Origin of the sequence: Ruegeria sp. THAF33 (assembly GCF_009363615.1) — a bacterium.
In the GTDB taxonomy this organism is placed as follows: Bacteria; Pseudomonadota; Alphaproteobacteria; order Rhodobacterales; family Rhodobacteraceae; genus Ruegeria.
Genome location: NZ_CP045384.1, coordinates 509,482 through 534,487 on the forward strand (window position 1 = coordinate 509,482; position 25,006 = coordinate 534,487).

33 protein-coding genes are annotated in these 25,006 nt (G+C 59.1%); 17 read left to right on the top strand and 16 right to left on the bottom strand.

The genetic code is table 11. The annotated features are described in order from the left end of the window. The 7 genes from FIU92_RS02585 to FIU92_RS02615 all read right to left on the bottom strand — a co-directional run bounded on the left by FIU92_RS02585 (position 1) and on the right by FIU92_RS02615 (position 4,498). Positions 1-603 (bottom strand): alpha/beta hydrolase, encoded by a 603-nt coding sequence (locus FIU92_RS02585; RefSeq protein WP_152457069.1) that lies wholly within the window; start codon positions 601-603, stop codon positions 1-3. Between the two features lie 65 nt (positions 604-668). Further along, complete coding sequence (locus tag FIU92_RS02590; RefSeq protein ID WP_152457070.1) at positions 669-1,292, bottom strand: trimeric intracellular cation channel family protein; 624 nt, start codon at positions 1,290-1,292, stop codon at positions 669-671. Beyond that, positions 1,289-1,756: a ribonuclease HI gene (gene rnhA, locus FIU92_RS02595; RefSeq protein ID WP_152457071.1), complete on the bottom strand. Its 468-nt coding sequence runs from the start codon at positions 1,754-1,756 to the stop codon at positions 1,289-1,291. The genes FIU92_RS02590 and rnhA overlap by 4 nt, the downstream gene beginning before the upstream one ends. Next, positions 1,749-2,336 carry a class I SAM-dependent methyltransferase gene (locus FIU92_RS02600; protein ID WP_152457072.1) on the bottom strand — a complete coding sequence of 196 codons (588 nt, stop codon included), beginning with the start codon at positions 2,334-2,336 and terminating at the stop codon, positions 1,749-1,751. The genes rnhA and FIU92_RS02600 overlap by 8 nt, the downstream gene beginning before the upstream one ends. Then, the gene (locus FIU92_RS02605) at positions 2,333-2,785 is read right to left on the bottom strand and encodes a DUF3429 domain-containing protein (RefSeq protein WP_152457073.1); all 453 of its coding nucleotides are present in this window, start codon (positions 2,783-2,785) and stop codon (positions 2,333-2,335) included. Before FIU92_RS02605 ends, FIU92_RS02600 begins: the two co-directional genes overlap by 4 nt. Next, positions 2,782-3,732: a 4-hydroxy-3-methylbut-2-enyl diphosphate reductase gene (gene ispH / locus FIU92_RS02610; RefSeq protein WP_152457074.1), complete on the bottom strand. Its 951-nt coding sequence runs from the start codon at positions 3,730-3,732 to the stop codon at positions 2,782-2,784. The genes FIU92_RS02605 and ispH overlap by 4 nt, the downstream gene beginning before the upstream one ends. A 190-nt stretch (positions 3,733-3,922) precedes the next feature. Next, positions 3,923-4,498 (bottom strand): NYN domain-containing protein, encoded by a 576-nt coding sequence (locus FIU92_RS02615; RefSeq protein ID WP_117869875.1) that lies wholly within the window; start codon positions 4,496-4,498, stop codon positions 3,923-3,925. Positions 4,499-4,639: 141 nt separating this feature from the next. On the opposite strand from FIU92_RS02615, the gene folK reads away from it, so the two are divergent. The 11 genes from folK (at position 4,640) to FIU92_RS02670 (ending at position 12,896) form a co-directional block, all read left to right on the top strand. Continuing rightward, positions 4,640-5,209, top strand: coding sequence for a 2-amino-4-hydroxy-6-hydroxymethyldihydropteridine diphosphokinase (gene folK, locus FIU92_RS02620; protein ID WP_152457075.1), 570 nt, complete (start codon positions 4,640-4,642; stop codon positions 5,207-5,209). A 94-nt stretch (positions 5,210-5,303) separates the two neighbouring features. Then, on the top strand, positions 5,304-5,657 hold the full coding sequence (gene rpoZ, locus FIU92_RS02625) for a DNA-directed RNA polymerase subunit omega (protein ID WP_117869873.1): 354 nt from the start codon (positions 5,304-5,306) through the stop codon (positions 5,655-5,657). Positions 5,658-5,683: 26 nt separating this feature from the next. After that, on the top strand, positions 5,684-7,816 hold the full coding sequence (locus FIU92_RS02630) for a bifunctional (p)ppGpp synthetase/guanosine-3',5'-bis(diphosphate) 3'-pyrophosphohydrolase (protein ID WP_152457076.1): 2,133 nt from the start codon (positions 5,684-5,686) through the stop codon (positions 7,814-7,816). Positions 7,817-7,832: 16 nt separating this feature from the next. Next, positions 7,833-8,531, top strand: a complete 699-nt coding sequence (locus FIU92_RS02635) for a DUF2062 domain-containing protein (protein ID WP_152457077.1) — start codon at positions 7,833-7,835, stop codon at positions 8,529-8,531. After that, positions 8,524-9,270 carry a pyridoxine 5'-phosphate synthase gene (locus tag FIU92_RS02640; RefSeq protein WP_152457078.1) on the top strand — a complete coding sequence of 249 codons (747 nt, stop codon included), beginning with the start codon at positions 8,524-8,526 and terminating at the stop codon, positions 9,268-9,270. The genes FIU92_RS02635 and FIU92_RS02640 overlap by 8 nt, the downstream gene beginning before the upstream one ends. Further along, positions 9,267-9,890, top strand: coding sequence for a LysE family translocator (locus tag FIU92_RS02645; protein ID WP_152457079.1), 624 nt, complete (start codon positions 9,267-9,269; stop codon positions 9,888-9,890). Before FIU92_RS02640 ends, FIU92_RS02645 begins: the two co-directional genes overlap by 4 nt. Further along, the gene (locus FIU92_RS02650; RefSeq protein WP_152457080.1) at positions 9,890-10,360 is read left to right on the top strand and encodes a hypothetical protein; all 471 of its coding nucleotides are present in this window, start codon (positions 9,890-9,892) and stop codon (positions 10,358-10,360) included. The genes FIU92_RS02645 and FIU92_RS02650 overlap by 1 nt, the downstream gene beginning before the upstream one ends. A 4-nt stretch (positions 10,361-10,364) precedes the next feature. Next, positions 10,365-10,784 carry a holo-ACP synthase gene (acpS, locus tag FIU92_RS02655; protein ID WP_152457081.1) on the top strand — a complete coding sequence of 140 codons (420 nt, stop codon included), beginning with the start codon at positions 10,365-10,367 and terminating at the stop codon, positions 10,782-10,784. A 60-nt stretch (positions 10,785-10,844) separates the two neighbouring features. Then, on the top strand, positions 10,845-11,684 hold the full coding sequence (gene lepB / locus FIU92_RS02660) for a signal peptidase I (protein ID WP_152457082.1): 840 nt from the start codon (positions 10,845-10,847) through the stop codon (positions 11,682-11,684). Further along, positions 11,681-12,373 (top strand): ribonuclease III, encoded by a 693-nt coding sequence (rnc, locus tag FIU92_RS02665; RefSeq protein ID WP_152457083.1) that lies wholly within the window; start codon positions 11,681-11,683, stop codon positions 12,371-12,373. Before lepB ends, rnc begins: the two co-directional genes overlap by 4 nt. 4 nt (positions 12,374-12,377) lie before the next feature. After that, complete coding sequence (locus FIU92_RS02670) at positions 12,378-12,896, top strand: GNAT family N-acetyltransferase (RefSeq protein WP_152457084.1); 519 nt, start codon at positions 12,378-12,380, stop codon at positions 12,894-12,896. Positions 12,897-12,898: 2 nt separating this feature from the next. Here FIU92_RS02670 and FIU92_RS02675 read toward each other — a convergent pair whose 3' ends face one another. Further along, positions 12,899-14,281 carry a multicopper oxidase family protein gene (locus tag FIU92_RS02675; RefSeq protein ID WP_152457085.1) on the bottom strand — a complete coding sequence of 461 codons (1,383 nt, stop codon included), beginning with the start codon at positions 14,279-14,281 and terminating at the stop codon, positions 12,899-12,901. A gap of 159 nt (positions 14,282-14,440) precedes the next feature. Between FIU92_RS02675 and era the strand changes: the two genes are divergently transcribed. The 3 genes from era to FIU92_RS02690 all read left to right on the top strand — a co-directional run bounded on the left by era (position 14,441) and on the right by FIU92_RS02690 (position 16,109). Further along, positions 14,441-15,349, top strand: coding sequence for a GTPase Era (gene era / locus FIU92_RS02680; protein WP_152457086.1), 909 nt, complete (start codon positions 14,441-14,443; stop codon positions 15,347-15,349). Continuing rightward, a complete protein-coding gene (locus FIU92_RS02685; protein WP_152457087.1) occupies positions 15,346-15,675 on the top strand; it encodes a DUF1491 family protein in 330 nt (109 codons plus the stop codon). The genes era and FIU92_RS02685 overlap by 4 nt, the downstream gene beginning before the upstream one ends. A 110-nt stretch (positions 15,676-15,785) precedes the next feature. After that, positions 15,786-16,109 (top strand): SemiSWEET transporter, encoded by a 324-nt coding sequence (locus FIU92_RS02690; RefSeq protein WP_152457088.1) that lies wholly within the window; start codon positions 15,786-15,788, stop codon positions 16,107-16,109. A gap of 56 nt (positions 16,110-16,165) precedes the next feature. Here the strand turns inward: FIU92_RS02690 and FIU92_RS02695 are convergent, their stop codons facing one another. Beyond that, positions 16,166-16,537 (bottom strand): VOC family protein, encoded by a 372-nt coding sequence (locus FIU92_RS02695; protein ID WP_254705345.1) that lies wholly within the window; start codon positions 16,535-16,537, stop codon positions 16,166-16,168. Between the two features lie 306 nt (positions 16,538-16,843). Then, positions 16,844-17,095 carry a hypothetical protein gene (locus FIU92_RS02700; RefSeq protein WP_152457090.1) on the bottom strand — a complete coding sequence of 84 codons (252 nt, stop codon included), beginning with the start codon at positions 17,093-17,095 and terminating at the stop codon, positions 16,844-16,846. A gap of 194 nt (positions 17,096-17,289) precedes the next feature. On the opposite strand from FIU92_RS02700, the gene recO reads away from it, so the two are divergent. Then, on the top strand, positions 17,290-18,015 hold the full coding sequence (gene recO, locus FIU92_RS02705) for a DNA repair protein RecO (RefSeq protein ID WP_152457091.1): 726 nt from the start codon (positions 17,290-17,292) through the stop codon (positions 18,013-18,015). On the opposite strand, the gene FIU92_RS02710 is transcribed toward recO, so the two are convergent. From FIU92_RS02710 to FIU92_RS02720, 3 genes are all read right to left on the bottom strand, one after another. Next, positions 17,999-18,391 (bottom strand): META domain-containing protein, encoded by a 393-nt coding sequence (locus FIU92_RS02710; RefSeq protein ID WP_152457092.1) that lies wholly within the window; start codon positions 18,389-18,391, stop codon positions 17,999-18,001. The two genes, recO and FIU92_RS02710, sit on opposite strands and share 17 nt — an antisense overlap. Before the next feature lie 40 nt (positions 18,392-18,431). Further along, on the bottom strand, positions 18,432-18,986 hold the full coding sequence (locus FIU92_RS02715) for a hypothetical protein (protein ID WP_152457093.1): 555 nt from the start codon (positions 18,984-18,986) through the stop codon (positions 18,432-18,434). Between the two features lie 249 nt (positions 18,987-19,235). Next, positions 19,236-20,927, bottom strand: a complete 1,692-nt coding sequence (locus tag FIU92_RS02720) for an acyl-CoA dehydrogenase family protein (RefSeq protein ID WP_152457094.1) — start codon at positions 20,925-20,927, stop codon at positions 19,236-19,238. Between the two features lie 144 nt (positions 20,928-21,071). Between FIU92_RS02720 and FIU92_RS02725 the strand changes: the two genes are divergently transcribed. Beyond that, on the top strand, positions 21,072-21,836 hold the full coding sequence (locus tag FIU92_RS02725; protein WP_152457095.1) for a sulfite exporter TauE/SafE family protein: 765 nt from the start codon (positions 21,072-21,074) through the stop codon (positions 21,834-21,836). Positions 21,837-21,840: 4 nt separating this feature from the next. Here the strand turns inward: FIU92_RS02725 and FIU92_RS02730 are convergent, their stop codons facing one another. From FIU92_RS02730 to FIU92_RS02740, 3 genes are all read right to left on the bottom strand, one after another. After that, positions 21,841-22,395 (bottom strand): hypothetical protein, encoded by a 555-nt coding sequence (locus FIU92_RS02730; protein ID WP_254705346.1) that lies wholly within the window; start codon positions 22,393-22,395, stop codon positions 21,841-21,843. A gap of 24 nt (positions 22,396-22,419) precedes the next feature. Beyond that, positions 22,420-22,710: a hypothetical protein gene (locus FIU92_RS02735; protein ID WP_152457096.1), complete on the bottom strand. Its 291-nt coding sequence runs from the start codon at positions 22,708-22,710 to the stop codon at positions 22,420-22,422. Between the two features lie 358 nt (positions 22,711-23,068). Continuing rightward, positions 23,069-24,667, bottom strand: coding sequence for a phosphoenolpyruvate carboxykinase (locus FIU92_RS02740; protein WP_152457097.1), 1,599 nt, complete (start codon positions 24,665-24,667; stop codon positions 23,069-23,071). Between FIU92_RS02740 and FIU92_RS02745 the strand changes: the two genes are divergently transcribed. Continuing rightward, a complete protein-coding gene (locus FIU92_RS02745; protein WP_171364564.1) occupies positions 24,666-24,989 on the top strand; it encodes a hypothetical protein in 324 nt (107 codons plus the stop codon). The genes FIU92_RS02740 and FIU92_RS02745 overlap by 2 nt on opposite strands. Positions 24,990-25,006 lie beyond the last annotated feature (17 nt).

A 25,006-nucleotide genomic window follows, 5' to 3' on the forward strand; every position in this document is an offset into this window, starting at 1 on the left:
TTACCGTTCGTCGCAAACCGTCGCAGACCCAAGTGCCGGAGCACCCCTGGTGGACAAATCGAACCGGTTCGCCTCGGCAGTGGTCATCCAGTGCATACTGTCGGCCGGGGCTGCGAACAGGGTGTACCAGTAAAACTCCTCGTCCACGCCGATATCCTTGAAATAGTCCAGGTATCGGTCATGTTCTGGATCGTCCTCGGGCAAGTCGGTCGCCACCAGACCCGACCCGGCCCAGCTGTGGACACCGACACAGGCCCCCGGTTGCAGCACGCGGCGGTTTCCGGCCAGGAACAGGTCGGTGCCACCGCTGGCCACCAGCCCGTTCGATGGAACAACGGTATCGAACCCGGCCCTGTGCACTTCGCGGGCGAAGATGACATTGGCGTCATCATCAACCGATCCTTCAATGTATTGCAGAACCAGAGTGCGGGCTTCGGGGTTTTGGGCTGTCACTTCCTCAAAGGCAGACAGCGTTGTCTCGTCAATCGTGCCCGAGGCGATGATCTGGTCGCCCTGCGCAACAAAACTGACAGGGGTGTAATACGCGCCGCATGAGGCGAGCAGGGCCAGGCAGGCTGTGATGGATGCAAGTCTAAGTGTCACGTTGGCCTCCGGGCTGTGCTTTCAAAAGGGGTATCAGCATGCCGCTTTGGCGTCCACTGTCGGGCTCAGTTGCGCGGCGGACGGCTTTTGTAGACCGGCAATTGCCAGCCAAACATCAACGACCCGGCGCGCAACGCCCAGCACACCAAGGCGCAGAGAGCCAGAGAAAACGCAGGCTCTGCCCCCAATCTGGCAGCCAGAACCGCCGTCAGGGCACCTGTAAAGGCGCAGGACACATAGAGCTCACCTTGTTTCAGCACCAGCGGCACTTCGTTGCAGACCACATCGCGCATCAACCCGCCCAGGCATCCGGTCGTCACACCCATCAAAACGACAATGACCCCAGACTGATCCAGCGACAACGCCGCGCCGGTTCCGGCCGCGACAGCCACTGACAGTGCAAAACTGTCCAGCCAGACCAGCCAGTTATAGCGGCTTTCCACCAGATGTGCGGTAAAGAACACCAGGACCGACGCCGCGACTGCGATCAGGATGTAATCCGGCTGCCCGACCCAAAAGATCGGGTGACGGTCCAGCAAAAGGTCTCGTACAGTGCCGCCCCCGACGGCAGTCAGGCAGGCCATGAAGGCAAATCCCACCAGATCCAGCTGGGCACGGCTGGCCACCAGTGCCCCCGTCAACGCGAAGATCAGAACCGAGGCATAGTCCAGCAGCGTCAGCGCGGTCACGCCTGTGCCTTTTTCGGTTTGAACGGCGCCATTCCGGCCCGGGCCAGCTCATCAGCTTTTTCATTCTCGGGGTGGCCTGCGTGGCCCTTGACCCATTCCCATGTCACATCATGCCGTTCTTGCGCCTCATCCAGACGCTGCCAAAGATCGACATTCTTGACCGGTTTCTTGTTCGAGGTTTTCCAGCCGTTGCGTTTCCAACCGAAAATCCAGCCGGTGACGCCGTTCTTCACATAGGCGCTGTCGGTGACGACGGTTATCTTCGACGGTCGCTCCAGCGCTTCAAGGGCGCTGATGGCGGCCAGCAACTCCATCCGGTTGTTGGTCGTCTCGGCTTCGCCCCCGTTCAGCTCACGCTCTTTCAGAACGCTGTCCCCGTCCATCGCGCGCAACAGCACACCCCAGCCTCCGGGGCCGGGGTTTCCGGAACAGGCACCATCCGTATAGGCAAACAATTCAGGCATGGGCGAACACCAGAATATATCCGTCATACGATCCGGCCAGGCCTTTGCCCATGCCATGGACTGCGCGGTCAATTGTGAACCCGGCCTTGTTCAAGGCCTCCTCGATCTCGGCCTCCGTGTAATAGGAATAGTAACGATCCAGATCATCCCGATGTTCACCAGTGCCCAGCTTCATCCCCAGAAACAGCTGTCCACCGGGTTTCAGAGCCCTTTGGATCGCTGTCAGATGTCGCTGGAAATCGGCGCGCGGCGCGTGCAGCAGGGAAAAGCTGGCGTAAACACCGTCATATTCGGCCGTCTCGGTGACGTCATCGAACGTACCCAGATAAGCATCCACACCGTTTTCCCGCGCATGTTCGACAAAGGCTGGCGTGGCATCCAGCGCGCGAACCTTCAGCCCTTGACGCATCAGGAACCCGCTGTCTGACCCCGGCCCGGACCCCAAATCCAGTACATAGCCGCCTGCGCCGACCGCATCGGCAAAAGCCTGACGGGCCTCAAGCTGCTCGGGCGGCAGGGGGATTTTCAGATATTCGGCCACCTTGTTTGTATAGGCGTTGATCGTGCGTTCATCGGTCACAGGTACACTCCGACTGCAAGACTGGCCAATACGACCGCGGTCAGCAGGATGCGCAACCGCATCCACCAGACCGGTGTCAGGCGCCAGTAGGAAAACAGGGCATCCAGCAACAACAAACCAGCGAACCCATACATCAGATTGGTGCCCGCATTGACCGGCCCGCCGCCTGTCATGGCAAAGGCCCAAAGCGCGGGCAGAACCGACAACAGATAACACAGGGCCGCTTTGCTGCCCGATGTCTTGGTGGCAAAACCCCAGAGAACACCGGACATGAAGCTGAGGATGACCGATCCATAGAACAGTTGCACATAAGGCCCCACGAAACGTGGGCCAAAGGTTTGCGCGCCCCAGGCATTCAGGTCGCTGTTCAGATAGGTCAGGGCGCCCCAGACAAACGGGATCAGTCCCGCCAGCCCCAGATAGAGAGGCGCTTTCGGCACTCCGTTCACGCCGGTTGCCTCAACACGCGGGGGACTTTGAACTCGACGTTTTCAACGGCGGTTTCGACCGGCTCGACGGTGACATCATAATGCGCGCTGAACGCTTCGATCACCTCGTTTACCAGAACCTCCGGGGCCGACGCGCCTGCGGTGACAGCCACGGTCGAGATACCCTCGAGCGCGCGCCAGTCAATCTCGGTGGCGCGCTGGACCAGCTGCGCGTACTGACACCCCTCGCGCGAGGCAACCTCGACAAGGCGGCGCGAGTTCGATGAGTTCGGCGCGCCCACAACCAGCAAGGCATCCGCCTTGGGGGCCACGGCTTTCACCGCTTCCTGCCGGTTGGTGGTGGCGTAACAGATATCTTCCTTGTGCGGTCCGACAATGGCCGGGAATCGGGCTTGAAGGGCGGCGATGATATCCTTGGTGTCATCGACCGAAAGGGTGGTTTGGGTGACAAAGGCCAGCTTATCCGGGTCACGCACCTGCACCGTGGCCACGTCGTCCACGGTCTCGACCAGCAGCACATCGCCCTCGGGCAACTGCCCCATGGTGCCCACGGTTTCGGGATGGCCTTTGTGGCCGATCATGATCATCTGCAACCCCGCGTCCGCGTGGCGCTGCGCCTCGACATGCACCTTGGAAACCAGAGGACAGGTGGCGTCCACATAGATCATCTCGCGCTGGGCAGCCTCGGCGGGAACGGATTTCGGCACCCCGTGGGCGGAAAAGATCACCGGGCGGTCATCGGGGCATTCCTGCAATTCCTCGACGAAAACGGCCCCTTTGGCGCGAAGGCCGTCGACCACGAATTTGTTGTGCACGATCTCGTGGCGCACATAGACCGGTGGGCCCCATTTCTGCAAAGCCATCTCAACGATTTTGATGGCACGGTCCACACCGGCGCAGAACCCGCGCGGGGCGGCAAGGTAAAGTGTCAGTGGCGGCTTTTTCATCAGGCTGTCTCCTTGAGGCACAGGTAAGTCTTTTCCCGGCCTTGGTCCAGACAGGACATTGTCATTCATCTGACACGAATCGTTGCTACTCGGGTGATGTTTAAGCACCTGTACCTTGTTAAAGAAGCGCGGCCAGGACCGATGTCCTGACCGCGCGATTTTTCCCCATCATGACAGGCCTGTCGTCTTGTCAGCTGTTGCTGGCAACAGCGACGCTGCGATGCTCCGTCGGCATTTCACGCGGCGGGCGACCGATGACATCGCGCAAATCCTCCAGCTCGATGAAATTGTCGGCCTGGCGGCGCAGTTCGTCCGAGATCATCGGCGGTTGGCTGCGAATGGTCGAAACCACCGATACGCGCACGCCCTGCCGTTGCAGGCTGGCGATCAACGGGCGGAAATCCCCATCACCCGAGAACAGCACGATATGATCGACGCGCGGCGCCAGTTCCATGGCATCGACGGTAAGTTCGATATCCATATTTCCTTTGACTTTCCGACGCCCCATGCTGTCGGTGTATTCCTTGGCCGGTTTGGTGACCATGGTGAAGCCGTTGTAATGCAGCCAGTCAACCAATGGACGGATCGGCGAATACTCGTCGTTTTCCAGCAGCGCTGTATAGTAGAAGGCCCGAAGAAGCTTGCCGCGGCGCATGAATTCCTGCCGCAGAAGTTTGTAGTCAATGTCGAAACCGAGTGCTTTTGCCGCGGCATAAAGATTCGAGCCGTCGATGAACAGCGCTAGCCGTTCGTCTTTATAAAACATAAATGTTCCCTTCCGGTATAATCCAGTGCGTGCCGCGTTACGTGAGTGAGTGAGTGATAAAATGACGCGCTCTGGTACGCCTATAATTAGAACTTCTGTCGATTATCGCAAGTATGCAATGGGTCGAATGTAGGGTATCACATGAGCAAATCCATGCCAAATGCCGTTGTTGCGCTGGGCGCAAATCTCGATTTGAGAGGAAATGGTCCCGCTGTAACACTTCAGAACGCGCTTGACGCGTTATCGCGTCACGATATGGTGATTCGCTCCGTCAGTCGTTTTTTTTTCACCCCGTGCTTTCCCGCCGGGGCCGGCCCGGACTATGTGAATGCCGCGGCGCTGATTGCAACCGAGAGGTCTCCTTCGCAGCTATTGCAGGTGCTGCACGAGGTGGAGCAGGAATTCGGGCGCGAACGGGTGCAGCGCTGGGGGATGCGGACGCTGGATCTGGATCTGGTCTGTTTCGAAGATCAGGTCCTGCCGGATCGCGCCACGTTTGATCGCTGGCGGACCCTGCCGACCGACGCGCAAAGGCAAGAGGCACCGGATCAGTTGATCTTGCCGCATCCGCGCCTTCAGGATCGCGCCTTTGTCCTCGTGCCGATGGCCGATATCGTGCCCGACTGGCGCCATCCGGTTCTGGGTCGCACGGTCGGCGAGATGATCCAGACCCTTTCCGCGGCAGAGGTTGCGGCGGTTACGGCGTTGTGATCCGTGCAAATGCAGCATTTCCTGCTTGTCAAGGCGCGGATTCGCGCTTAGATAGACCCCTTCCTGACATGGATTCAGAAACGGAGAGCGCCCAATGGCCCGCGTGACGGTTGAAGATTGCGTAGACAAGGTTCCAAACCGGTTCGAGCTGGTGATGCTCGCCGCCCATCGGGCGCGTGAGATTTCCGCCGGTGCAGCGATTACCGTTGACCGCGACAACGACAAAAACCCTGTCGTGTCTCTGCGTGAGATCGCCGACGAAACCCAAAGCGCGGACGAACTGCGCGAGCGCCTGATCGAGGCCAACCAGACCCAGATCGAGGTTGACGAGCCCGAAGAAGATCAGATGGCGCTGCTGATGGGTGCCGAAACGGACAAACCCGCCATGGACGACATGTCGGAAGAGAAGCTCCTGCGCGCTCTGATGGAGGCTCAAGGGCAGGGGTAAGCCCTGAAGACGAAGGTGCGGACCGGATGATTTCTGCTGACGATCTGATTGCGCTGGTCCGCAACTACAATCCCAAGACGAATGCTGACCGCATTGCGCTGGCCTATGAATTTGGCCAACAGATGCACGAAGGGCAGTTTCGCCATTCAGGCGAGCCCTATTTCTCGCACCCCGTTGCCGTTGCCGCCATCTTGACCGAACAGCGTCTGGATGATGCGACGATTATTACCGCCCTGCTGCATGACACGATCGAGGATACCAAAGCCAGCTATGGCAAGGTGGCCGATCTGTTCGGGGACGAGGTTGCCAAGCTGGTTGATGGCGTCACCAAGCTGACCAACCTGCAGCTGTCCAGCCGCGAGACCAAGCAGGCTGAGAATTTTCGCAAGCTGTTCATGGCGATGTCCAAGGATTTGCGGGTCATTCTGGTCAAGCTGGCCGACCGTTTGCACAACATGCGCACCATCAAGGCGATGCGCCCGGAAAAACAGGTGCAGAAAGCGCGCGAGACGATGGACATCTACGCGCCGCTGGCGGGCCGGATGGGGATGCAATGGATGCGGGAGGAGTTGGAAGACCTCGCTTTCCGCGTCCTGAACCCCGAAGGCCGCCAGTCGATCATCCGCCGCTTTATCACGCTGCAGCGCGAAACCGGGGATGTGATTCACCGCATCACCGGCGACATGCGGCACGAGTTGGAAAAGGCCGAGATCGAGGCCGAGGTTTTTGGCCGCGCCAAGAAACCCTATTCGATCTGGCGCAAGATGCAGGAAAAGGATCAGGGCTTTTCGCGTCTGTCCGACATCTATGGCTTCCGCATCATCACCGGGTCCGAGGAAGATTGTTACCGTACCCTCGGCGCGATCCATCAGCGCTGGCGGGCTGTTCCGGGGCGGTTCAAGGACTATATCAGCCAGCCTAAGTCGAACGGCTATCGCTCGATCCATACTACTGTGTCAGGGCGTGACGGCAAACGGGTCGAAGTGCAAATCCGTACCCGCCAGATGCACGACGTGGCCGAAACCGGGGTCGCGGCGCATTGGTCCTATCGCGACGGTGTGCGCACCGAGAACCCGTTCGCCGTCGACCCGGCCAAATGGATTTCCAATCTGACCGAGCAGTTCGACAACGAGGAAGATCACGAAGACTTCCTCGAGGCCGTCAAGCTCGAGATGTATTCGGACCAGGTGTTCTGTTTCACCCCCAAGGGCGACGTGGTGAAGCTGCCGCGTGGCGCGACGCCGATCGATTTTGCCTATGCTATTCACACCCGGATCGGTCATGCCTGTGTCGGGGCCAAGGTTGATGGTATCCGCGTTCCGCTTTGGACGCGGCTCAAAAATGGCCAGTCCGTGGACATCATTACCGCCGATGGTCAGACGCCACAGGTCACGTGGCTGGAGATTGCAGTCACCGGCAAGGCCCGTACCGCCATTCGCCGCGCCCTGCGCGAAGTGGATCGGGAACGATTCATCAAGCTGGGCAAGGAACTTGCGCGTTCCGGGTTCGAGCATGTGGGCCGCAAGGCGACCGACAAGGCGCTGGATACCGCGGCAAAACACCTGCGCCTGAAAGATCGGCACGAGCTGCTGGCCCGTCTTGGCAGTGCCGAACTGACTGCGCACGAGGTGGTTCAGGCCGTCTATCCCGAACTTGCCAAGGACGACGGCGACGCCATTCCGTTGCGCCGTGCAGTGATTGGCCTTGAGCCGGGGCAGAAGTTCGACCGGGCCCCCTGCTGTCAGCCGCTGCCGGGGGAACGTATCGTCGGCATCACCTATCGGGGCAAGGGCGTGGTCGTGCATGCCATCGATTGCGACCGGCTTAGCGAGTTCGAAGGCGAACCTGACCGGTGGGTCGATCTGCACTGGCACTCGGGCACGCACCCGGCCGTCTATGGCGCGACGCTGGATCTGACCATTGGCAACGATGCCGGGGTTCTGGGGCGTATTTGCACATTGATCGGCGAGAAAAAGGCCAATATCTCGAACCTCGAGTTTGTCGATCGCAAACCGGATTTTTACCGCCTTCTGATCAATGTCGAACTGCGCGACCTTGAACAGCTTCATTCACTCATGCTGATGCTGGAGGCGGAAAGCGATGTTGCTGCGGTCGAACGGTATCGGGATCAGGTCAAAACTTCGGTTGCGGCTGGCTGAGAAGGGGTGATCACGGGTGGTATTCAAGCGCCGAGACCGACGCTCTCCAGTCCAGATCGCATCGGATTTCGTCTATCCGCGTGGCGGATGGACCCGCGCCTTCCATTACGTGAAACACCGCGTCCGGCGCTTGCCGGATACCCCTGACCGGATCGCGCGCGGCATCGGGGCAGGGGTGTTTGCCGCCTTTACGCCGTTTTACGGGTTGCATTTTCTTGTCGCCGCCATCGGTGCCCGGCTGATCAAGGGAAACATTCTGGCCGCGCTCAGCGGCACGTTTTTCGGCAACCCGCTCACTTATGTTCCGATCGGGGTGATCTGTCTTCAGACCGGGCATTTCCTGCTGGGTACCGAATACGAAGAAGGCGACACACAAGGGCTGATGGGCAAATTCGCCAGCGCCATAGGGGATCTCAAGAACAATTTTCTGGCGTTGTTTACGGATCGCGTGGCCGACTGGCACGGGCTGTCGCAGTTCTACGATGACGTCTTCTATCCCTACATGATCGGTGGGATCATTCCGGGCGTCGTTGCGGGGGTGATCTGCTATTACCTCAGCCTGCCGCTGATCCTGACGTATCAGCAGCGCCGCCGCGCCAGGATCAAGGCGAAGTTCGAGGAAATCAAGCGTTTGGCCGAAGATTCGGCTGCCGTTTCTTCGGCAGAGCCTCTAGGCTCGGGCAAGAACATGCAAAAGGAATCGAGTGATGTCTGAGAACCATCTGCGTCTGGGTGTGAACATCGATCACGTGGCCACCGTGCGCAATGCGCGGGGTGGGGATTATCCAGATCCGTTGCGCGCTGCCAAACTGGCGGAAGAAGCGGGGGCGGATGGCATCACCGCGCACCTGCGCGAAGATCGGCGCCATATATCGGACGTCGATATCGACGGGCTGATGGAGGTTCTGTCGGTGCCGCTGAATTTTGAGATGGCCGCAACGCCCGAGATGCAGAAGATCGCCCTGCGCCACAAACCGCACGCGGTCTGCATCGTGCCCGAAAAGCGCGAAGAGCGCACCACCGAAGGCGGGCTTGAAGTCGCGCGCGAGGAAAACAAGCTGGCGCATTTCATCGCGCCTCTGCGTGAGGCTGGCTGCCGCGTGTCGATCTTCATTGCCGCCGATCAGCGTCAGATCGAAGCTGCGCATCGCATCGGTGCCGAAGTGATCGAGCTGCACACCGGCGCCTATTGCGACGCCCATGCCGAAGGTCGCATGGAAGATGTCGAACGCGAGCTTGAGTCGCTGCGCCAGATGTCCACCTTCGCCCATTCGCTGGGGCTCGAGGTTCATGCGGGCCATGGCCTGACCTATGACACCGTAAAACCGGTTGCCGCCTTCCCAGAAGTCAAAGAGCTGAATATCGGTCATTTCCTGATTGGCGAGGCGATTTTTCTGGGCCTGACCCCGGCCATTCAGGAAATGCGTCGCCTGATGGACGAGGCGCGCGCGTGATCACGCCCGGCTTTGTCGCCATCTGGCTGGCCTGGCTGATGGCGGGCGGCTCTCCGGGGCCTGCCACGATGGGCATTGCCGGAACCGCCATGAACGAAGGCCGCCGCGCCGGTCTGGTCTTTGCGCTGGGCATCTGTGCCGGGTCCGCCGCCTGGGGCATTGCCGCAGCGCTTGGCTTGTCGGCGATCATGCTGGCCAATGTCTGGGTTTTCGAGGTGATCCGCTATATCGGCGTGGCCTATCTGGGTTGGCTGGCCCTCAAGGCCCTGCGCCGCGCGATGACAGCGGATGAGGTCGCTTTGGGCAAACCGGCCACAGGTTCGCTGCCGACGATCTTCGCCAAAGGTGCCGCCATCCACCTGACGAACCCCAAGGCGATCCTCAGCTGGGGCTCGATCTATGCCATCGTCGCGCCCAATGATGCCAGCCTGTCGATGCTGCTGGGCTATTTCGCCATGCTCTATGCTGGATCGTTGATGATCTTTATCGGCTATGCGTTTCTGTTTTCATCCGAGCGCATGGTCCGAACCTACCGCCGCGCCCGCCGCTGGTTCGATTTCGCCTTTGCCGGGTTCTTCGGGGTGGCGAGTTACAAGATTTTGACAGTGCGGTTGTCGTGATGAAACTTTGGACACCCGAACAGAAAACCTTGTTTTTTAACCGGGTTGGATACGTGGCGTTGTTCATGATTTTTCTTGTGTCGTCGGGAGGTTCAGGCTTTGCCGAAGAAAAACTGGGCCTGAAAGGTGTTTTTTTCTTTCCGCTCGATGCCTTGGTATTCCCCGTTATTATGGCGTCGTTGGTCCAAACTCTTCTATGGTCTAAGCGGCTTACTCAAGCGAATCCAAACGCTACGCTATGGTACAACGCCACTTACATGGTTGGTCTGTCATTGTCGGTTTTTTGGGCTGCTCAAATCTCAGTATTGGTTTACGGATTTGGGCATTGGCATAGAATTGACTTCTGGGACCTGATCCTGAGAAACGTCTTTTTACTTTTCTGGGCAGGGGTTGCCACAGCTATTTGTCGTGCTGTGTTGGGACAAGCTATGCAAACAAAGCAAACGCTTTTTGGCGAAAAAAGAAACTGAGAAAATGATCCTCGGCATCGGCACAGACCTCGCAAACATCGACCGCATCCAGGGCACGCTCGACCGGTTCGGCGACCGCTTCCGCAATCGTGTCTTCACCGACACCGAACAGCGCAAGGCCGAACGCCGTGCCGATACGGCCGGAACCTATGCCAAGCGCTGGGCCGCGAAAGAGGCGTGTTCCAAGGCGCTGGGCACCGGTCTGCGCATGGGCATCGCGTGGAAGGATATGGCCGTCACCAATCTGCGCACCGGCCAACCGGTGATGCACGTGACCGGCTGGGCCGCCGAGCGCCTCAGGGAAATGACCCCCGACGGGCACGAGGCGATCATCCACGTCACCCTGACCGATGATCACCCCTGGGCGCAGGCTTTTGTGGTGATCGAGGCGCGTCCGGTTCAAGATCAGGCCGCGCAGCCTTGACTTGCCCCCATCCCCCCCGCATGTAGCAGCGAAGCCAAGCAAAGAACTGGAGCGAGCAGAATGGCCGAGGACGCCAAAACCGGAAATCCCGTCTGGGAGACGATCAAGACCATCGTCTACGCGCTGCTGATTGCCGGCGTGTTCCGCACCCTCTTCTTTCAACCGTTCTGGATCCCCTCGGGCTCGATGAAGCAGACGCTGCTGATCGGTGATTTCCTCTTCGTCAACAAGATGGCCTATGGCTATTCCTACGCATCCTGCCCCAGCCTGATCATCCCCAGCGTCGGCCTGAACGTGGATGCCGAAGATATCTGTGGCTGGATGCAGGGCGAAGACAATACCCGTATCTGGGGCGGTGATCCCGAACGTGGCGATGTCATCGTCTTTCGCCATCCGGTCACCGGACGTGATTATATCAAGCGCCTGATTGGGTTGCCGGGCGACCGGATCCAGGTCCGCAATGGCCAGATCATCCTCAATGGCACTCCGGTTCCTCAGCAGCCCGACGGCGTGTTTACCGAAATTGCCGAACCGCAAGGCCCGCAGCGCCTGCGCCCCCGCTGTGAAAACGGCCCTGTTGGAATAGGCGGCACCTGTGAAAAGTCGCGCCTGATCGAAACCCTGCCCAACGGTGTGTCTTATGACGTGTTGAACATCGGCAACCAGGCATCGGACAATACCGGCATCTATACCGTGCCCGAGGGCCATTATTTCTTCATGGGTGACAACCGTGACAATTCCAGCGACAGCCGTCTGCCGCAATCTGCCGGTGGTGTCGGATACGTGCCTTACGAAAACCTGATCGGTCGTGCCGACCGGATCATGTTCTCGTCCGCAGGTCGTTCGATGCTGTTCTTCTGGACATGGCGCAGTGATCGGTTCTTCAAGGCGGTCAATTGAAGCTCTCGGCTGAAATAAAGGCGTTCCAGCGGCGATTGGGGTATGAGTTCAAAAACCCCGAACTGCTGGTGCGCGCGCTGACCCATGGCTCGGTGTCTTCGTCCACCCGACCCGACAATCAGCGGCTGGAGTTTCTGGGAGACCGCGTTCTGGGCCTGGTCATGGCCACTGCGCTGCTTGAGGCCGACAAAAAGGCGTCCGAGGGTCAGTTGGCCCCACGGTTCAATGCACTGGTCCGCAAAGAGGCTTGCGCTGATGTAGCCCGTCAGATTGATCTGGGCGCGGTGTTGAAACTCGGCCGGTCCGAGATGCTGTCCGGTGGCCGTCGCAAGCAAGCGCTGCTGGGCGACGCGATGGAGGCCGTGATCGCCGCCATCTATCGGGATGCCGGGTTCGAGGCTGCCCGCGATGTCATTCTGGCGCTTTGGGGGGACCGCATCCACAAGGTCGAGGCAGATGCGCGTGACGCCAAGACCTCTTTGCAGGAATGGGCGCAGGCGCGTGGGCAAAAGCCGCCCTCATACGTCGAGGTTAAACGCAGTGGCCCGGACCACGCCCCGATCTTCACCATTGCGGCCCGCCTTCAGGACGGCACCGAGGCGCAAGCCACTGCAGGATCCAAACGTCAGGCCGAACAGGCGGCGGCGAAAGCTCTGCTGGAACAGCTCAGCCCGGCCGGGTCTTCCTAGGTACATGCGGCTCAGACCAGCCCGGAAATCGGACGCCGCCAGCCTGGCGGCGCTGTCGATCGAAGTCTGGATCAGCACCTATCTGCGCCATGGCGTGAGCGCCTTCTTCGCCGAGTTTGCACTGTCCGAGTTCACCACTGCACGGTTCGAAGCGCTGCTTGAAGAAGGCAAGGACCTTCTGATTGTTTCGGAAAACCGCGATGGCATAGATGGGTACATTCGGTTGGCAGAGGGCCGTCCTGCCCCGATCGACGGGCTGTCCGATCTTGAGATCGTGACCTTTTACGTGCAGCCGCGTCACCACGGAAAGGGCATCGGGTCAGCTTTGTTGCAGGTGGCCATCGACCATTGCCGCAACAAAGACCGCACCGAAATTTGGCTGACGACCAATTCCGAAAACGCTCCGGCCATCGATTTCTACCTGTCCAAAGGCTTCCGTCAGGTCGGCGTCACGGATTTCCGTATCGCGGACCAAGCCTATCCGAACCACGTTCTGGCGTTGAACCTGCCACCACTGGGCTAGTGTCAAATCACCCGGATGAACCCGGTCAGCCCGGTTTTCTGGTGTTCGATCACGTGGCAATGAAACGCCCAGTCGCCGGGATTGTCCGCGACCAGCCCGATGTCGACGGTCTCGTCTTTCAGCAAAAGCATGGTATCGGACAGCAACGGTGGCAGTTTGCGCAGGTTCGACGTCAGCGGAACGAAGGCCAGCCCGTGCAGGTGGATCGGGTGCAGATTGGGCGATTCATTGCGCAGTCGCAGAACATAGCTCTTGCCCCGTTGCAGTACAGCCAGCGGCCCGGTTCCCTGCGCCGCATCGCCCGGCCAGGGCGTGCGGTTGATCGACCAGAAACTATAGCCCAAAGACCCGCAGAACCCGTCATTCGGGGCGCCGCCTTCCGGGGTCCAGCCGAACACGAACTCATGCAACTCGGCCTGATCAAGATCAGGGCGCGCGACAGGGTTTGCCTGCAATGGGCGCAGCTCTCGCAGATCACGCGCGATGGAGTGTCCCGTGGCCCGCAACCGGACCATGGCGCGGTGTTTCTGCCCGGGAAACTTTGCCATCAGCAGGGCTGATTGCCCTTCGTCGTCCGGCATCCGAACGGCCAAATCCACCCGTTGACCCGGGGCCAGCAAGAGCGGCTGGGCTGCTGTGGGCCGTGTCACGTCTGTTTCTACCGGATGTCCGTCCCATGCGATGATACGGGTCTGGGCCCCTTCGGGATGCAAGTTGTAGATACGGGTCGTGTCCGTGTTGACCACCCGCACGCGCACCAGGCTGCCCGCGGCGTGGTCATATACTGCCTCGCTCTGCCAATTGGCGGTCTGCACGTTGCCGAACGTGCCGGCCCGCGCCGCGCCGCGGGCGGTATAGGCCGGCAGAAACGCGTCGTCTTCGTCCAGCCGGAAATCCCGCAGATTGATCACCTGTTCGCTGTCGAATCCCGGGTCTTCCGGTTCGGCAATCACCATCACACCGGTCAGCCCTCGGGCCATCTGGTCCATCGTCATGCAATGCGGATGATACCAATACGTGCCCGCATCCGGCGGCGTGAGTTCATAGGTAAAGCTCTCGTTCTCGCCGATGGGCATCTGGGTCAGATAGGGCACACCGTCCATTTCGTTGCGGATGCGCAGCCCGTGCCAATGCATCGCAGTATAATCGGGCAGGGTATTGCGCACCGTCAGGCGCAATGTTTCGCCCTGGCGCCCGTAAAGAACCGGCGGCGGCGCATCCGGTGACAGGCTGACCATCCCCGTGGTCCGCTGACCGCGCAACCGATAGCTGGCAGGTTGCACCACCAGTTCCCGAACGGGATCGCTGGCCGCCAGAGACAACCCTCCCAAACCCAAAGCACCGGCGGCGGCGCTGCTTCCAAGAAGAAACTCGCGACGTTTCATGAGAACCTCACTGAACGGATCTGATGCCGGGCTGGGATTGGCTGGGCGTCCGCGTCCATCTGACACCTCAAGCGCAAGGCTGCAATGCGACAAATCCCTCTGGTCCGCCGGACCTTTCTGCTATAGGGGTGCGCACCTGCAAACAGGATCGCCAGACTCATGACCACACGCGCCGGATTTATTGCCCTGATCGGAGAGCCCAATGCGGGCAAGTCCACCCTGCTGAACCACATGGTCGGGGCCAAGGTGTCGATCGTGACGCATAAGGTGCAGACCACCCGCGCGCGTATCCGTGGCGTGGCGATGGAGGGCGACGCGCAGCTGGTTTTCGTCGACACGCCGGGCTTGTTCAAACCCCGCCGCCGCTTGGATCGCGCCATGGTCGCCGCCGCATGGGGCGGGGCCGCGGATGCCGACATCGTTGTGCTTATGGTCGAGGCGCATCGTGGCATTACTGAAGGCGTTGAGCGCATCCTCGAAGGTCTCGAAGAGATCGGGCAAGGCCGCACGATCGCGTTGGCCATCAACAAGATCGACAAGGTGCCGTCCGAGAAGCTGCTGGCGCTGACCAGTGACCTGAACGCACGCTACCCGTTTGCCGAAACCTTCATGATCTCTGCTGAAAAGGGACACGGCGTCGAGGACCTGCGCAAATGGCTGGCCTCTGAATTGCCTGAGGGCCCCTGGCTCTATCCCGAAGACCAGATCGCCGATCTGCCCCTGCGCATGATCGCCGCGGAAATGACGCGCGAGAAGCTGACCCTGCGCCTGCATCAGGAATTGCCCTATCAACTGACCGTCGAGACCGAAAACTGGGAAGAGCGCAAAGACGGCTCTGCCAAGATCGATCAGGTCATCTATGTCATGCGTGACGGCCACAAAGGCATCGTGCTGGGCAAAAAGGGTGAGACGATCAAAGCCGTCAGCCAGGCCGCGCGCGCCGAGTTGGAAGAGTTCCTCGACCGCAGGATCCACCTGTTCCTGCAAGTGAAGGTCCGGCCCAATTGGCTGGAAGAATCCGAGCGGTATTCGGAAATGGGGCTGGATTTCAAAGACGGAAACGCATGACGCGGCTGACGGCGGAATTCTGGGTTCACGCCTATCTGGCGCGGCTGCGATTTCAGGATATCCCGGCCTATGTGGTGGCCCATGGCGATGACACCGCAGGCGCAGTTCTGGTCAAGCTGAACACACTGGACGGGCAGGCCGTTGCCTTCCAACGCAGCTTTGATCTGATGAGTGGCGAACGGAAATGGGTCGAACTCTCGTCCGGTCTTGAAGGTGACGTGGACCAAGCCATCCAGCGCCAACGCAGCTTTGACCCCGACCTCTGGGTGATCGAGGTCGAAGACCGGCAGGGGCGGCACCTGCTGGGCGAAGAAGGGCTGGAGTGACCAGTACTGAAGGGTCTTTGACGCAGAGACCAAAATGACTATTTTACCCCGGCAATTACACTGGCAGGGCTGGCTTGCCCTGTGGACAGGCGCAACCAAGAGGTGCTTTCGTGGCTGAAACGCTTGCTGAGAAACTGGAAAAATCGGAACTCGGCCACTGGATGCAGCGGTTCGAAAGCTTCATGGTCTTTGTCGGGGTTGTTGGTCCTTTTGCCACGCTTCCGCAACTGGTCAAGCTCTACTTTACCCATTCAGAACACGCTACTGGTCAGTCGCTTCTGTCCTGGTCGCTTTATGCCGGGCTGTCCTTCCTGTGGTTTGCGTATGGTCTGGTGGTGGGCAAGTTGCCCATCTATGTGGGCAACGGTATCTCGATGGTGCTGAACCTGCTGATGGTCATAGGAATTCTGGTTCATGCGGGTGTGACGTTCTGAACTTCACGCTGGCTTGGGTCTTTCTTGTTCGCGGTCGCAGACGATGCTCGGGTCCATCAATCCGCGTCGCCAAAATAGACAAAGCTCATCTTGTTCCCGTCAGGGTCGCGTGCGTAGGCACCAAAAAAGTTTGGGCCATATTGGGGGCGGTCCCCCGGATCACCTTCGTTTGTTCCGCCATTTGCAAGCGCGGCCGCGTGCGCATCACGCACTTCCTCTGTGCTTTGGCACAACAGGCCAACCATGTTTCCGTTGCCGATTGTCGCGTCTTTTTTGTCGAACGGTGTCGCGACCCATATGCATCCGCCGCCGCGCAGCTCATAGCATACAGCATGCGGCATATACTCGGCGACGACCTTTCCGCCGATCCGGGGCATAACCGCGTCGTAATAGCTGCGTGCCTTGGCAACGTCGTTGGAACCGATCATGACGTAATTAAGAGACATTTTGGGAATCCCACTTTAGAACATAAGAAGAACATTATGGCCTGAACGGGATTAAAGCAACGCATTCTTTTGTACGCGTCTGGCGATACCCCGGACGACAGACGGGGTTTCCATCGGCCAAGGGGCAGCAGGCGCGTTCTGCCGGGGCATTGGTGATCTGAAGAATGGCGGCGGGTTCATGTTGAGGCACAACGGAAACTACCGTGGTCAGGTCTGGTCGCTATATCGTGCCGGACCGTTGCAATGAAAAGCCGATGCTCTGCCCTTCAGTCTTTGCATGTCTTGGGATCACGCGCCATGTCCGCCGTTCCACCCGTCTTCGTACTCGCCCAACACCCTGGACAGGTGCAGCAGAGACGCAGAAAAGCGTGCGTAGACATCCCTCGACAACATCGGCTTGTTGTCATCCAGCACCTGCACAAGTTCGACAACGGTCGACGCAAACGTCTCATAGACCTGCATGTCGGCCGCCGTTGGGTCCGGTGTCCAGATTTCGCGTTCGTCGTAGTATGTGGCGGGTTTCGGTTCGTCATCGATCATGGTGCGGCCCCTTCTGTTGAAGCGCAGTTGGGGGTCGTAAAAACGCGTACAAGCCGGGTGGCGCGAAGTCACAAAACTATGGCGGCTTTGGAAAAGAACGCGCGCTGAAAAGGGGTTGAAGCACTTCCGGTCTTGCGCGCCAACGTCGCTTGGGATTTTCTGCGAACCAACCAAACCAGCAACAGGGTCAGGTTTTGGACTGGCGCGATCACGGAATACTCCTGACATTACGCCGCCATGGTGAAACAGCGGCGATCATCGAGGTCTTTACCGAAGGCCACGGGCGTCACGCCGGTGTGGTGCGTGGCGGGACCAGCCGCAAAATCGCGCCGATCCTGCAACCTGGGGCGCAACTGGACGTGCTGTGGCGCGCGCGGCTGGAAGAACATATCGGCACCTTTCAGGTCGAACCCCTGCGGTCCCGCGCGGCAGCCGCGTTTTCAGGGCGGCTGGCACTGTCCGGGCTGAACGCTGTCGTTTCTCTGCTGTCCTTCTGCCTGCCCGAACGGGAACCACACCCCGCGCTTTTTTCCCGGACGGAACAGTTGATGGATCTGTTGGGGCAGGATGAAGTCTGGCCTCTGGCCTATCTGCGGTGGGAGCTCGCGTTGCTTGACGAACTTGGCTTTGGCCTTGATCTGACAGCCTGCGCCGTGACCGGTGTGACCGAAGGATTGATCTATGTATCCCCCAAAACAGGCCGTTCCGTCAGCGCCAATGGCGCCGGGGAATGGGCGGACAAGCTGTTGCCCCTGCCGCCTTGTCTGCGAGGTGAAGGCCCTGCGCCCGATGTCGAGGTCGCAGAGGCCCTGCGCACGACCGGATATTTTCTGGAGCACCGCGTTGCTCCGTCTTTAGGGCATAATCCGCTGCCCGAAGCGCGGGCTCGGTTCGTGGATCAGGTCACTCGGCGGCTGTGAACACCATCTCGTGCCCGTCCTCATTGCGCAGGATCAGCACATTGCCTGACACCTCGGATTGGGTCATGGCCATGAGGGCGGCAAAGTAGAACCCTTCCGCTTCGAGCCCCGCGCAGGCGGCGCGCGTCGCGTTGAGGTTCTGAACCTCAAACCACGGGTAGGGCGCGTTGAGTGTTCCGTCATAGCTGTTGCACGGAGCGTTCCCGGTAATCCTGCCTTCTTCGGGAAACCGCAGTAGAGCGCTCGCCTCATAGGGCTGACCATCGATCTCCCTCAGAACCCAGGTCTGGTCCGCCGCACCATAGGCGGCGACGGTTTCGTCTTTGTCGCATTGGAACAGTGCCAACAAGGGCAGGGTCAGGATCAGGCGAGTCATGGCTGGGTCTTAGTGCATAGGGGATGTCGTTGGAACCGGATCAGTAGGGAAGAGACCCGTTCAGCAGTTGCGCACGCACTTCCTGCCGGGGTTTCCAGTTATAGCGCGTATCTTCACGCACCGGCGCCCAGAACAACGCGCCACTGTTGCGCCAGGGATCAAGGATGATGCCGTCATACATCGAACCCCCCTTGGCGCTGATCAATGCCGAATGGTGGATGATGCGAAAAGACGTCGGTGGCGACGTGGCCCAGTGCAGATCCAATGTTCGAAAGTTTTCCTGCCGCAGCCGCTTGGTCATGGCTTCTGCCCAATCGTTGCACAGCCCCTTTTCGCGGAACCCGTTGATGACCTTGGCGTTGTGGATGATGGCGGGGTCGGTGACATTCCAATCCCGCGCCAACTGCTGCGAGTAGGAATAGGCGATGGTGGCCGCTCTCTGAGCCTCGGCCGGATCGACATCCGGCCCGAGCATTCGGATCGACTGGGCAAGCGCTTCGACATCGCTCTGATCGGCCGTTGGCGCAGGGGTGGTGCAGGCCGCAAGAACGAGCACCGCCAAAGTGGCGCAAAGTGCAAAGAAGGATCGGGTCATGCGATGTACCAGGTGCTGATCGGGTTTCGGTCGGGTCAATCTGACGCTCTAACGGCGAATGGGCCGGGATCAAAGGGGAAGTTTGGATTGGTGCGGACACAGCTCGTCGTTGTCCTGCCGGTCAGAGATGCAGAAATAGTGAGTACAAAACGGAAGGTCTGCGGGTAGGAGGCGTACAAAACCTCAAAAATCAAGAAAAAGACCCGGCGCAATGGCCGGGTCAGTTGGGGAAACGGGCGCCGGTTCCGGTCACCCGAGCAGACGTCGTGCGATGACCTGTGCCTGAATCTCGGCCGCCCCTTCGAAAATGTTGAGAATGCGCGCGTCGCACAGAACGCGGCTGATCTTGTATTCCAGTGCAAAGCCGTTTCCGCCGTGGATTTGCAACCCGTTGTCGGCGGCTGCCCAGGCCACACGGGCGCCCAGCAGCTTGGCCATGCCCGCCTCAAGGTCACAGCGTTGGCCGTGGTCTTTTTCCCACGCGCTGAAATAGGTCAGCTGGCGCGCGATCATGATCTCGACCGCCATCATCGCCAGCTTGCCCGAGACACGCGGGAAGTGGATCAGCGATTTGCCGAATTGCTTGCGGTCGATGGCATATTGCATGGCGATATCCAGCGCGCTTTGCGCCACGCCGATGGCGCGCGCGGCGGTCTGGATGCGGGCACTTTCAAAGGTTTCCATCAGCTGTTTGAAACCCTTGCCTTCTTCACCGCCCAGCAGGTTTTCACCCTTGACGTGGAAGCCGTCAAAGCCCAGCTCGTATTCCTTCATGCCGCGATAACCCAGAACCTCGATCTCACCACCGGTCATGCCGGGGGTGGGGAAGGGATTGTCGTCCGTGCCGGGTGTCTTTTCCGCCAGGAACATGGACAGGCCGCGGTGATCGGTGCTGTCGGGATCGGTCCGCGCCAGCAAGGTCATGACATGGGTCCGCGCGGCGTGGGTGATCCAGGTCTTGTTGCCGGTGATCCGGTAATCACCGTTCTCGTCCTTCACGGCACGGGTCCGCAGGCTGCCAAGATCCGAACCGGTGTTGGGTTCAGTGAAGACAGCCGTCGGCAGAATTTCGGCGCTGGCCAGTTTTGGCAGCCAGTTGGCCTTTTGCTCTTCCGTGCCGCCGGCGATGATCAACTCGGCCGCGATTTCCGAACGGGTGCCCAGCGAGCCCACGCCGATATAGCCACGCGACAGTTCTTCGGAAACGACGCACATGGATGCTTTGGACAGTCCGAAACCGCCAAACTCTTCGGGGATGGTCAGCCCGAAAACGCCCATTTCCGCCAGTTCTTCGATGATTTCCAGCGGGATCAGCTCATCCTTGAGGTGCCATTCATGGGCATACGGTTCGACCTTTTCCTGCGCATAGCGGCGGAACTGGTCGCGGATCATTTCAAGTTCTTCGTCCAGACCCGACGCGCCGAACATGGTGGCGCCGGCCTGATCCTGCATCAGCTCGACCAAACGGCTACGTGCGGCTTGTGAATTCGCCTGCGCCATCAAGGTCTGTACTTCGGACGACTGAAAGCCCGACAGCGCATCCCAGCCGAGGCCCATATCCTGAAGGCGCACGACTTCGCCCTGGTTCATCGGGATGCCACCTGCGACCTGATGCAGGTACTCGCCAAAGGCTATCTGGTGAAGCAACTGCTCGAGTTCGCCGAACTTGCCTTCGGCCTGAAGTGCTTCGGCCCAGCGCTGCATCTGTTGCAGCGACTGGTTGTACGTGGCCAGCCATGCCAGTCCATGCGCGGCGGTCTGGTTTGCCTCGATCAAAGCACCAGAGATACGGCCATCCGCCGAGACCATGCCGCGCACGGATTCGCGGGCTTTTTCAAAAACGGCTGCTACCGCGGGTACGGCAGCCCGGGTCAAGTTCAGAAGATCGGGCAAAACTGCAGCAGTTGTCATCTCGGTCATATCCTGTCCGTCGTGGGCCATGAATCGCGTCCTTTCCTCGGTCGTCTGGTCATATCATGCTGCACGTGCAGCGCAACAAAAATACTTATTACGCTACGAAAAAGTTCAAATATTACCCCAACATTTTTGCAATGCAGAAGAAAATCCAGATGATATCTAGGGGACATGACCCTGTTTTCCATTCTTTCCCCGCAGGAACTGCTGTTGGCTATGGCAATCGCGTTTGCCTCTGGATGGGTCAAAGGCATGGTTGGTTTCGCGATGCCCATGATTTTGGTGTCGGGGTTGAATTCATTTCTGCCGCCGGATCTGACCCTGGCGGGACTTATTCTGCCGACGCTGGTGACCAATGGGCTGCAGGCCCTACGCGGTGGCCGTGTCGCCGCGATCGCCTCGATTCGGCGCTTTCGGGTTTTCCTTGTTGTTGGCGGTCTTCTTCTGCTGCTCAGCGCACAGTTGGTCGCATTGATCCCGGGGTCTGTCTTTCTGGTTCTGATGGGCGGCTTTGTGTCAGTTTTTGCGCTGTTACAAGTTCTGGGGTTCAGAATGGCGCTGAACCAACCCTCGACCGCAGTCGAGGCTGTGGTAGGTGGCGTGGCGGGGTTTGTCGGCGGCATGTCAGGAGTTTGGGGGCCTCCGACAGTTGCCTATCTGACGGCGCTGAACACCCCCAAGACCGAACAGATTCGAATTCAGGGCGTAATCTACGGTTTGGGGGCGGTTTTGTTGCTGGTCGCACATCTTGGATCAGGCATTCTGTACGCAGAAACACTTGAGTTTTCGGCAGCCCTGATCGTTCCGGCCCTGGCCGGGATGTGGATAGGCATGAAGCTGCAGGACCGTATTGATCAGGCAAGTTTTCGCAAAGCGACCTTGTTCGTTTTGCTGATTGCGGGCCTGAACCTGCTTCGACGCGGTTTGGTGGGGTAACGCGTCAGCCCGAGCGCTTGTCGGCAAACCGGAAAGCAAAATACAGGCCCATCATTAGGAAGAACAGACCCGAGATATCGCCGATCAGGAATGCGATATATTCCACCGTCGCGCTGCCAAAAGCCAGGTTGGTCAACCCGGAGACAAGGAAGGACGTTACGATTCCGACGCCCATCACACATATCCAACAGGGTTTGCGATCCGGACGGGGAAACAGATCCCACCCGATTGCCTTCAGAAGATAAAACACGGTCGGGACCGTCAGAACCGCAATCGCCATGGCCATCAGGCGGCTGGGCAGGAACACATCCGTTCCACCCAAATAGGCAAAAACGATGAACACGCCGGGCAATAATGCGAAAACGGCGCGCCACCCCAACAGCCAGGCTGTCAGAACCCGCACGCCATGCGGCAGAAACAACAGGCTCGCGCGGCTTGGGTATTCCGGGAAAAACACGTTCTGCAACGGCATCAGGACGGCGAATGTAAGGAACGACGCCAGCACATAGGCCAAAGAGGCCAAAAGCGTTTCAGTAGCCCACCCGCGCAAAGTTATCACGGCTTCTTGCGCGGGTGGATCGCATCATTTGGGTGCATGAACGATGTACCGTCCCCGGTTGGCGCTGCCGCTTTGAGAAAGATAGCCTTTTTCGACCAGCGATTTCAGCGCGCGAAAGAATGTTGGGCGCGAAACACTTTGAACCAACGTGTGCTCGATCAAACCGAATGTGCGCACTTCCTGATCGGACTTGGAAAGCTCTTCGGCGGCATAGTAGATGTCGCGTTCAACCGGAGATAGTTTCTCCAAGCCTAATGTACGCTCCATGCTTTGCATCAGCTTGCGCAGTTCGGTGAGTTTCGAGATCTCAGTCATAATGTTACCTATCGTTTGCCGTGCCATTTGCCGCCTAATTGCGACTGTTTGAGCCATGCTGAATGACGCGCAAGTCAGCAAGTCTCGTATTGACACTCATCCCCTCTCGCTTAGACTAGGTGACTGATTAGGTTGCTCAATCCAGCGTTGTGAGTGTGCGCATATGAGCGACCCCCAATCTAATTTCAGTCAGTGCCCGGCGCAGAAGTGCCGGGTTTTTTCGTCTCAGCGACTATCAGGGCTAGCGCAAATTGCATTTTGAAACAACGCAATTGTATGTGCTTTTTGCGACAAACAACCTTAGCAAGAAGTACAGTGGGCGAAATAAAAAAGGGGCGCTGTGGCCCCTCTTCCTGTCTTATCCAATTGCGACGGCTTTGATGTCGTCGTCGATGAAGGGCAGATATTGTTCAAAGTTCTCGGCAAACATCTGCACCAGTTTTTCGGCCTGTTTGTCGAAGGCTGCCTGATCGTCCCAGGTACGGCGCGGGTCCAGCAGAACTTCGGCAACCCCCGGCACCGAGACCGGAACGTCAAAGCCGAAATTTGCATCCTTGCGGAACTCGGCGTCGCGCAGAGACCCTTCCAGAGCGGCGGTCAGCAAGGCGCGTGTCGCGCGGATCGGCATCCGGCTGCCCACGCCATAGGCGCCGCCGGTCCAGCCGGTGTTCACAAGCCAGCAGGTCGCGCCGTGCTGGGCGATCTTGTCCCGCAACAGGTTGCCGTATTCCTCAGGGCGACGGGGCATGAACGGCGCGCCGAAACAGGTCGAGAATGTCGGCTGCGGCTCGGTGATGCCGCGTTCGGTCCCGGCCACTTTTGACGTGAAACCCGACAGGAAGTGATACATGGCCTGGGCCGGCGTCAGCCGCGCGATCGGTGGCAGAACGCCAAATGCATCGCAGGTCAGCATGATGATATTCTTCGGGTGACCACCCAATGCGCTTTTGGATGCGTTCGAGATATACTCGAGCGGATAGGCGCAGCGCATGTTGGCGGTCAGCGAGTCATCGTCGAAATCCAGTTCCTTGGTTTCGGGGTCGAAGACCATGTTTTCGATCACGGTTCCGAACTTCGAAGTGGTGGCATAGATTTCCGGCTCTGCCTCGGCATTCAGGTTGATGGTCTTGGCATAGCAACCGCCTTCGAAGTTGAAGGTGCCGCGATCGGACCAGCCGTGCTCGTCATCCCCGATCAGTATGCGCGAAGGATCGGCGGACAAGGTGGTCTTTCCGGTGCCGGACAGGCCAAAGAACACGGCCGTATCGACCGGGTTGCCAACAGCATGGTTGGCCGAACAATGCATCGGCATCACGCCTTTTTCAGGAAGCATGTAGTTCAGCAGGGTGAAAACGGACTTCTTGTTTTCACCGGCATATTCAGTGCCGCCGATCAGGATCAGTTTGCGGTCGAAATTCATTGCAATCACGGTCTCGCTGCGGCAACCGTGCTTTGCCGGGTCGGCCTGAAAGCTGGGGCAGTTGATGACGGTGAAATCGGCCGTGAACTCATCCAGGTCTTCGCGGTCCGGGCGACGCAGCAGGTGGCGGATGAACAAGTTGTGCCATGCCAGTTCGGTAATCATTCGTACATTGATTGCGTAAGCCGGGTCCGCGCCACCGACGAGGTCCTGCACAAAATAATCGCGGCCCTTCATGTGGGCCAGCATGTCTTCGTACAGTGCGTCAAAGCCCTCGGGGCTCATTTCGGCATTGTTTTCCCACCAGATGGTTTCGGCAACGCTGTCGGTCTTGACGACGTGTTTGTCCTTGGGCGACCGGCCGGTGAACTTTCCTGTGGTAACTAGGAACGCTCCACCATTGCCAAGTGTGCCTTCGCCGCGCTTTAGCGCCTCTTCGATCAGCGCCGGTTCCATGAAGTTGTAATAGACATTGCCCAGACCCTCGATGCCCTGATCTTCGAGGCGGAATTGCGGGTTAACCCGTCCAGATGTCATGTGTGTCTTCTCCTGTGGCGGCGCGAAGGTCGTTGGCCATTGCGCCTTTGGGGCAGTGAGCCGGGAAAACCGGCGGCTGAGCGCGTCTTATCACGGTCGTTCATGGCATGAACAGGCGGGTTTGACGCAGTTAGCGCAACCAAGTTCGGGTTTAGCGCCATCAGAAATTCAATGTCGGAAAAGCGGGCAGATTTTTGCGGGCATCAAGGCAAATTTGCCGCAGACCTGCCGCAACAAAGGCATGATTCGCAGTTACGGATTGATTCGGCGTCTTAAAACCGCCAACAATGCCTTACAAATAAGCGAATTATTGCGCGAGTGAGCAGGAATAGGGGTGAG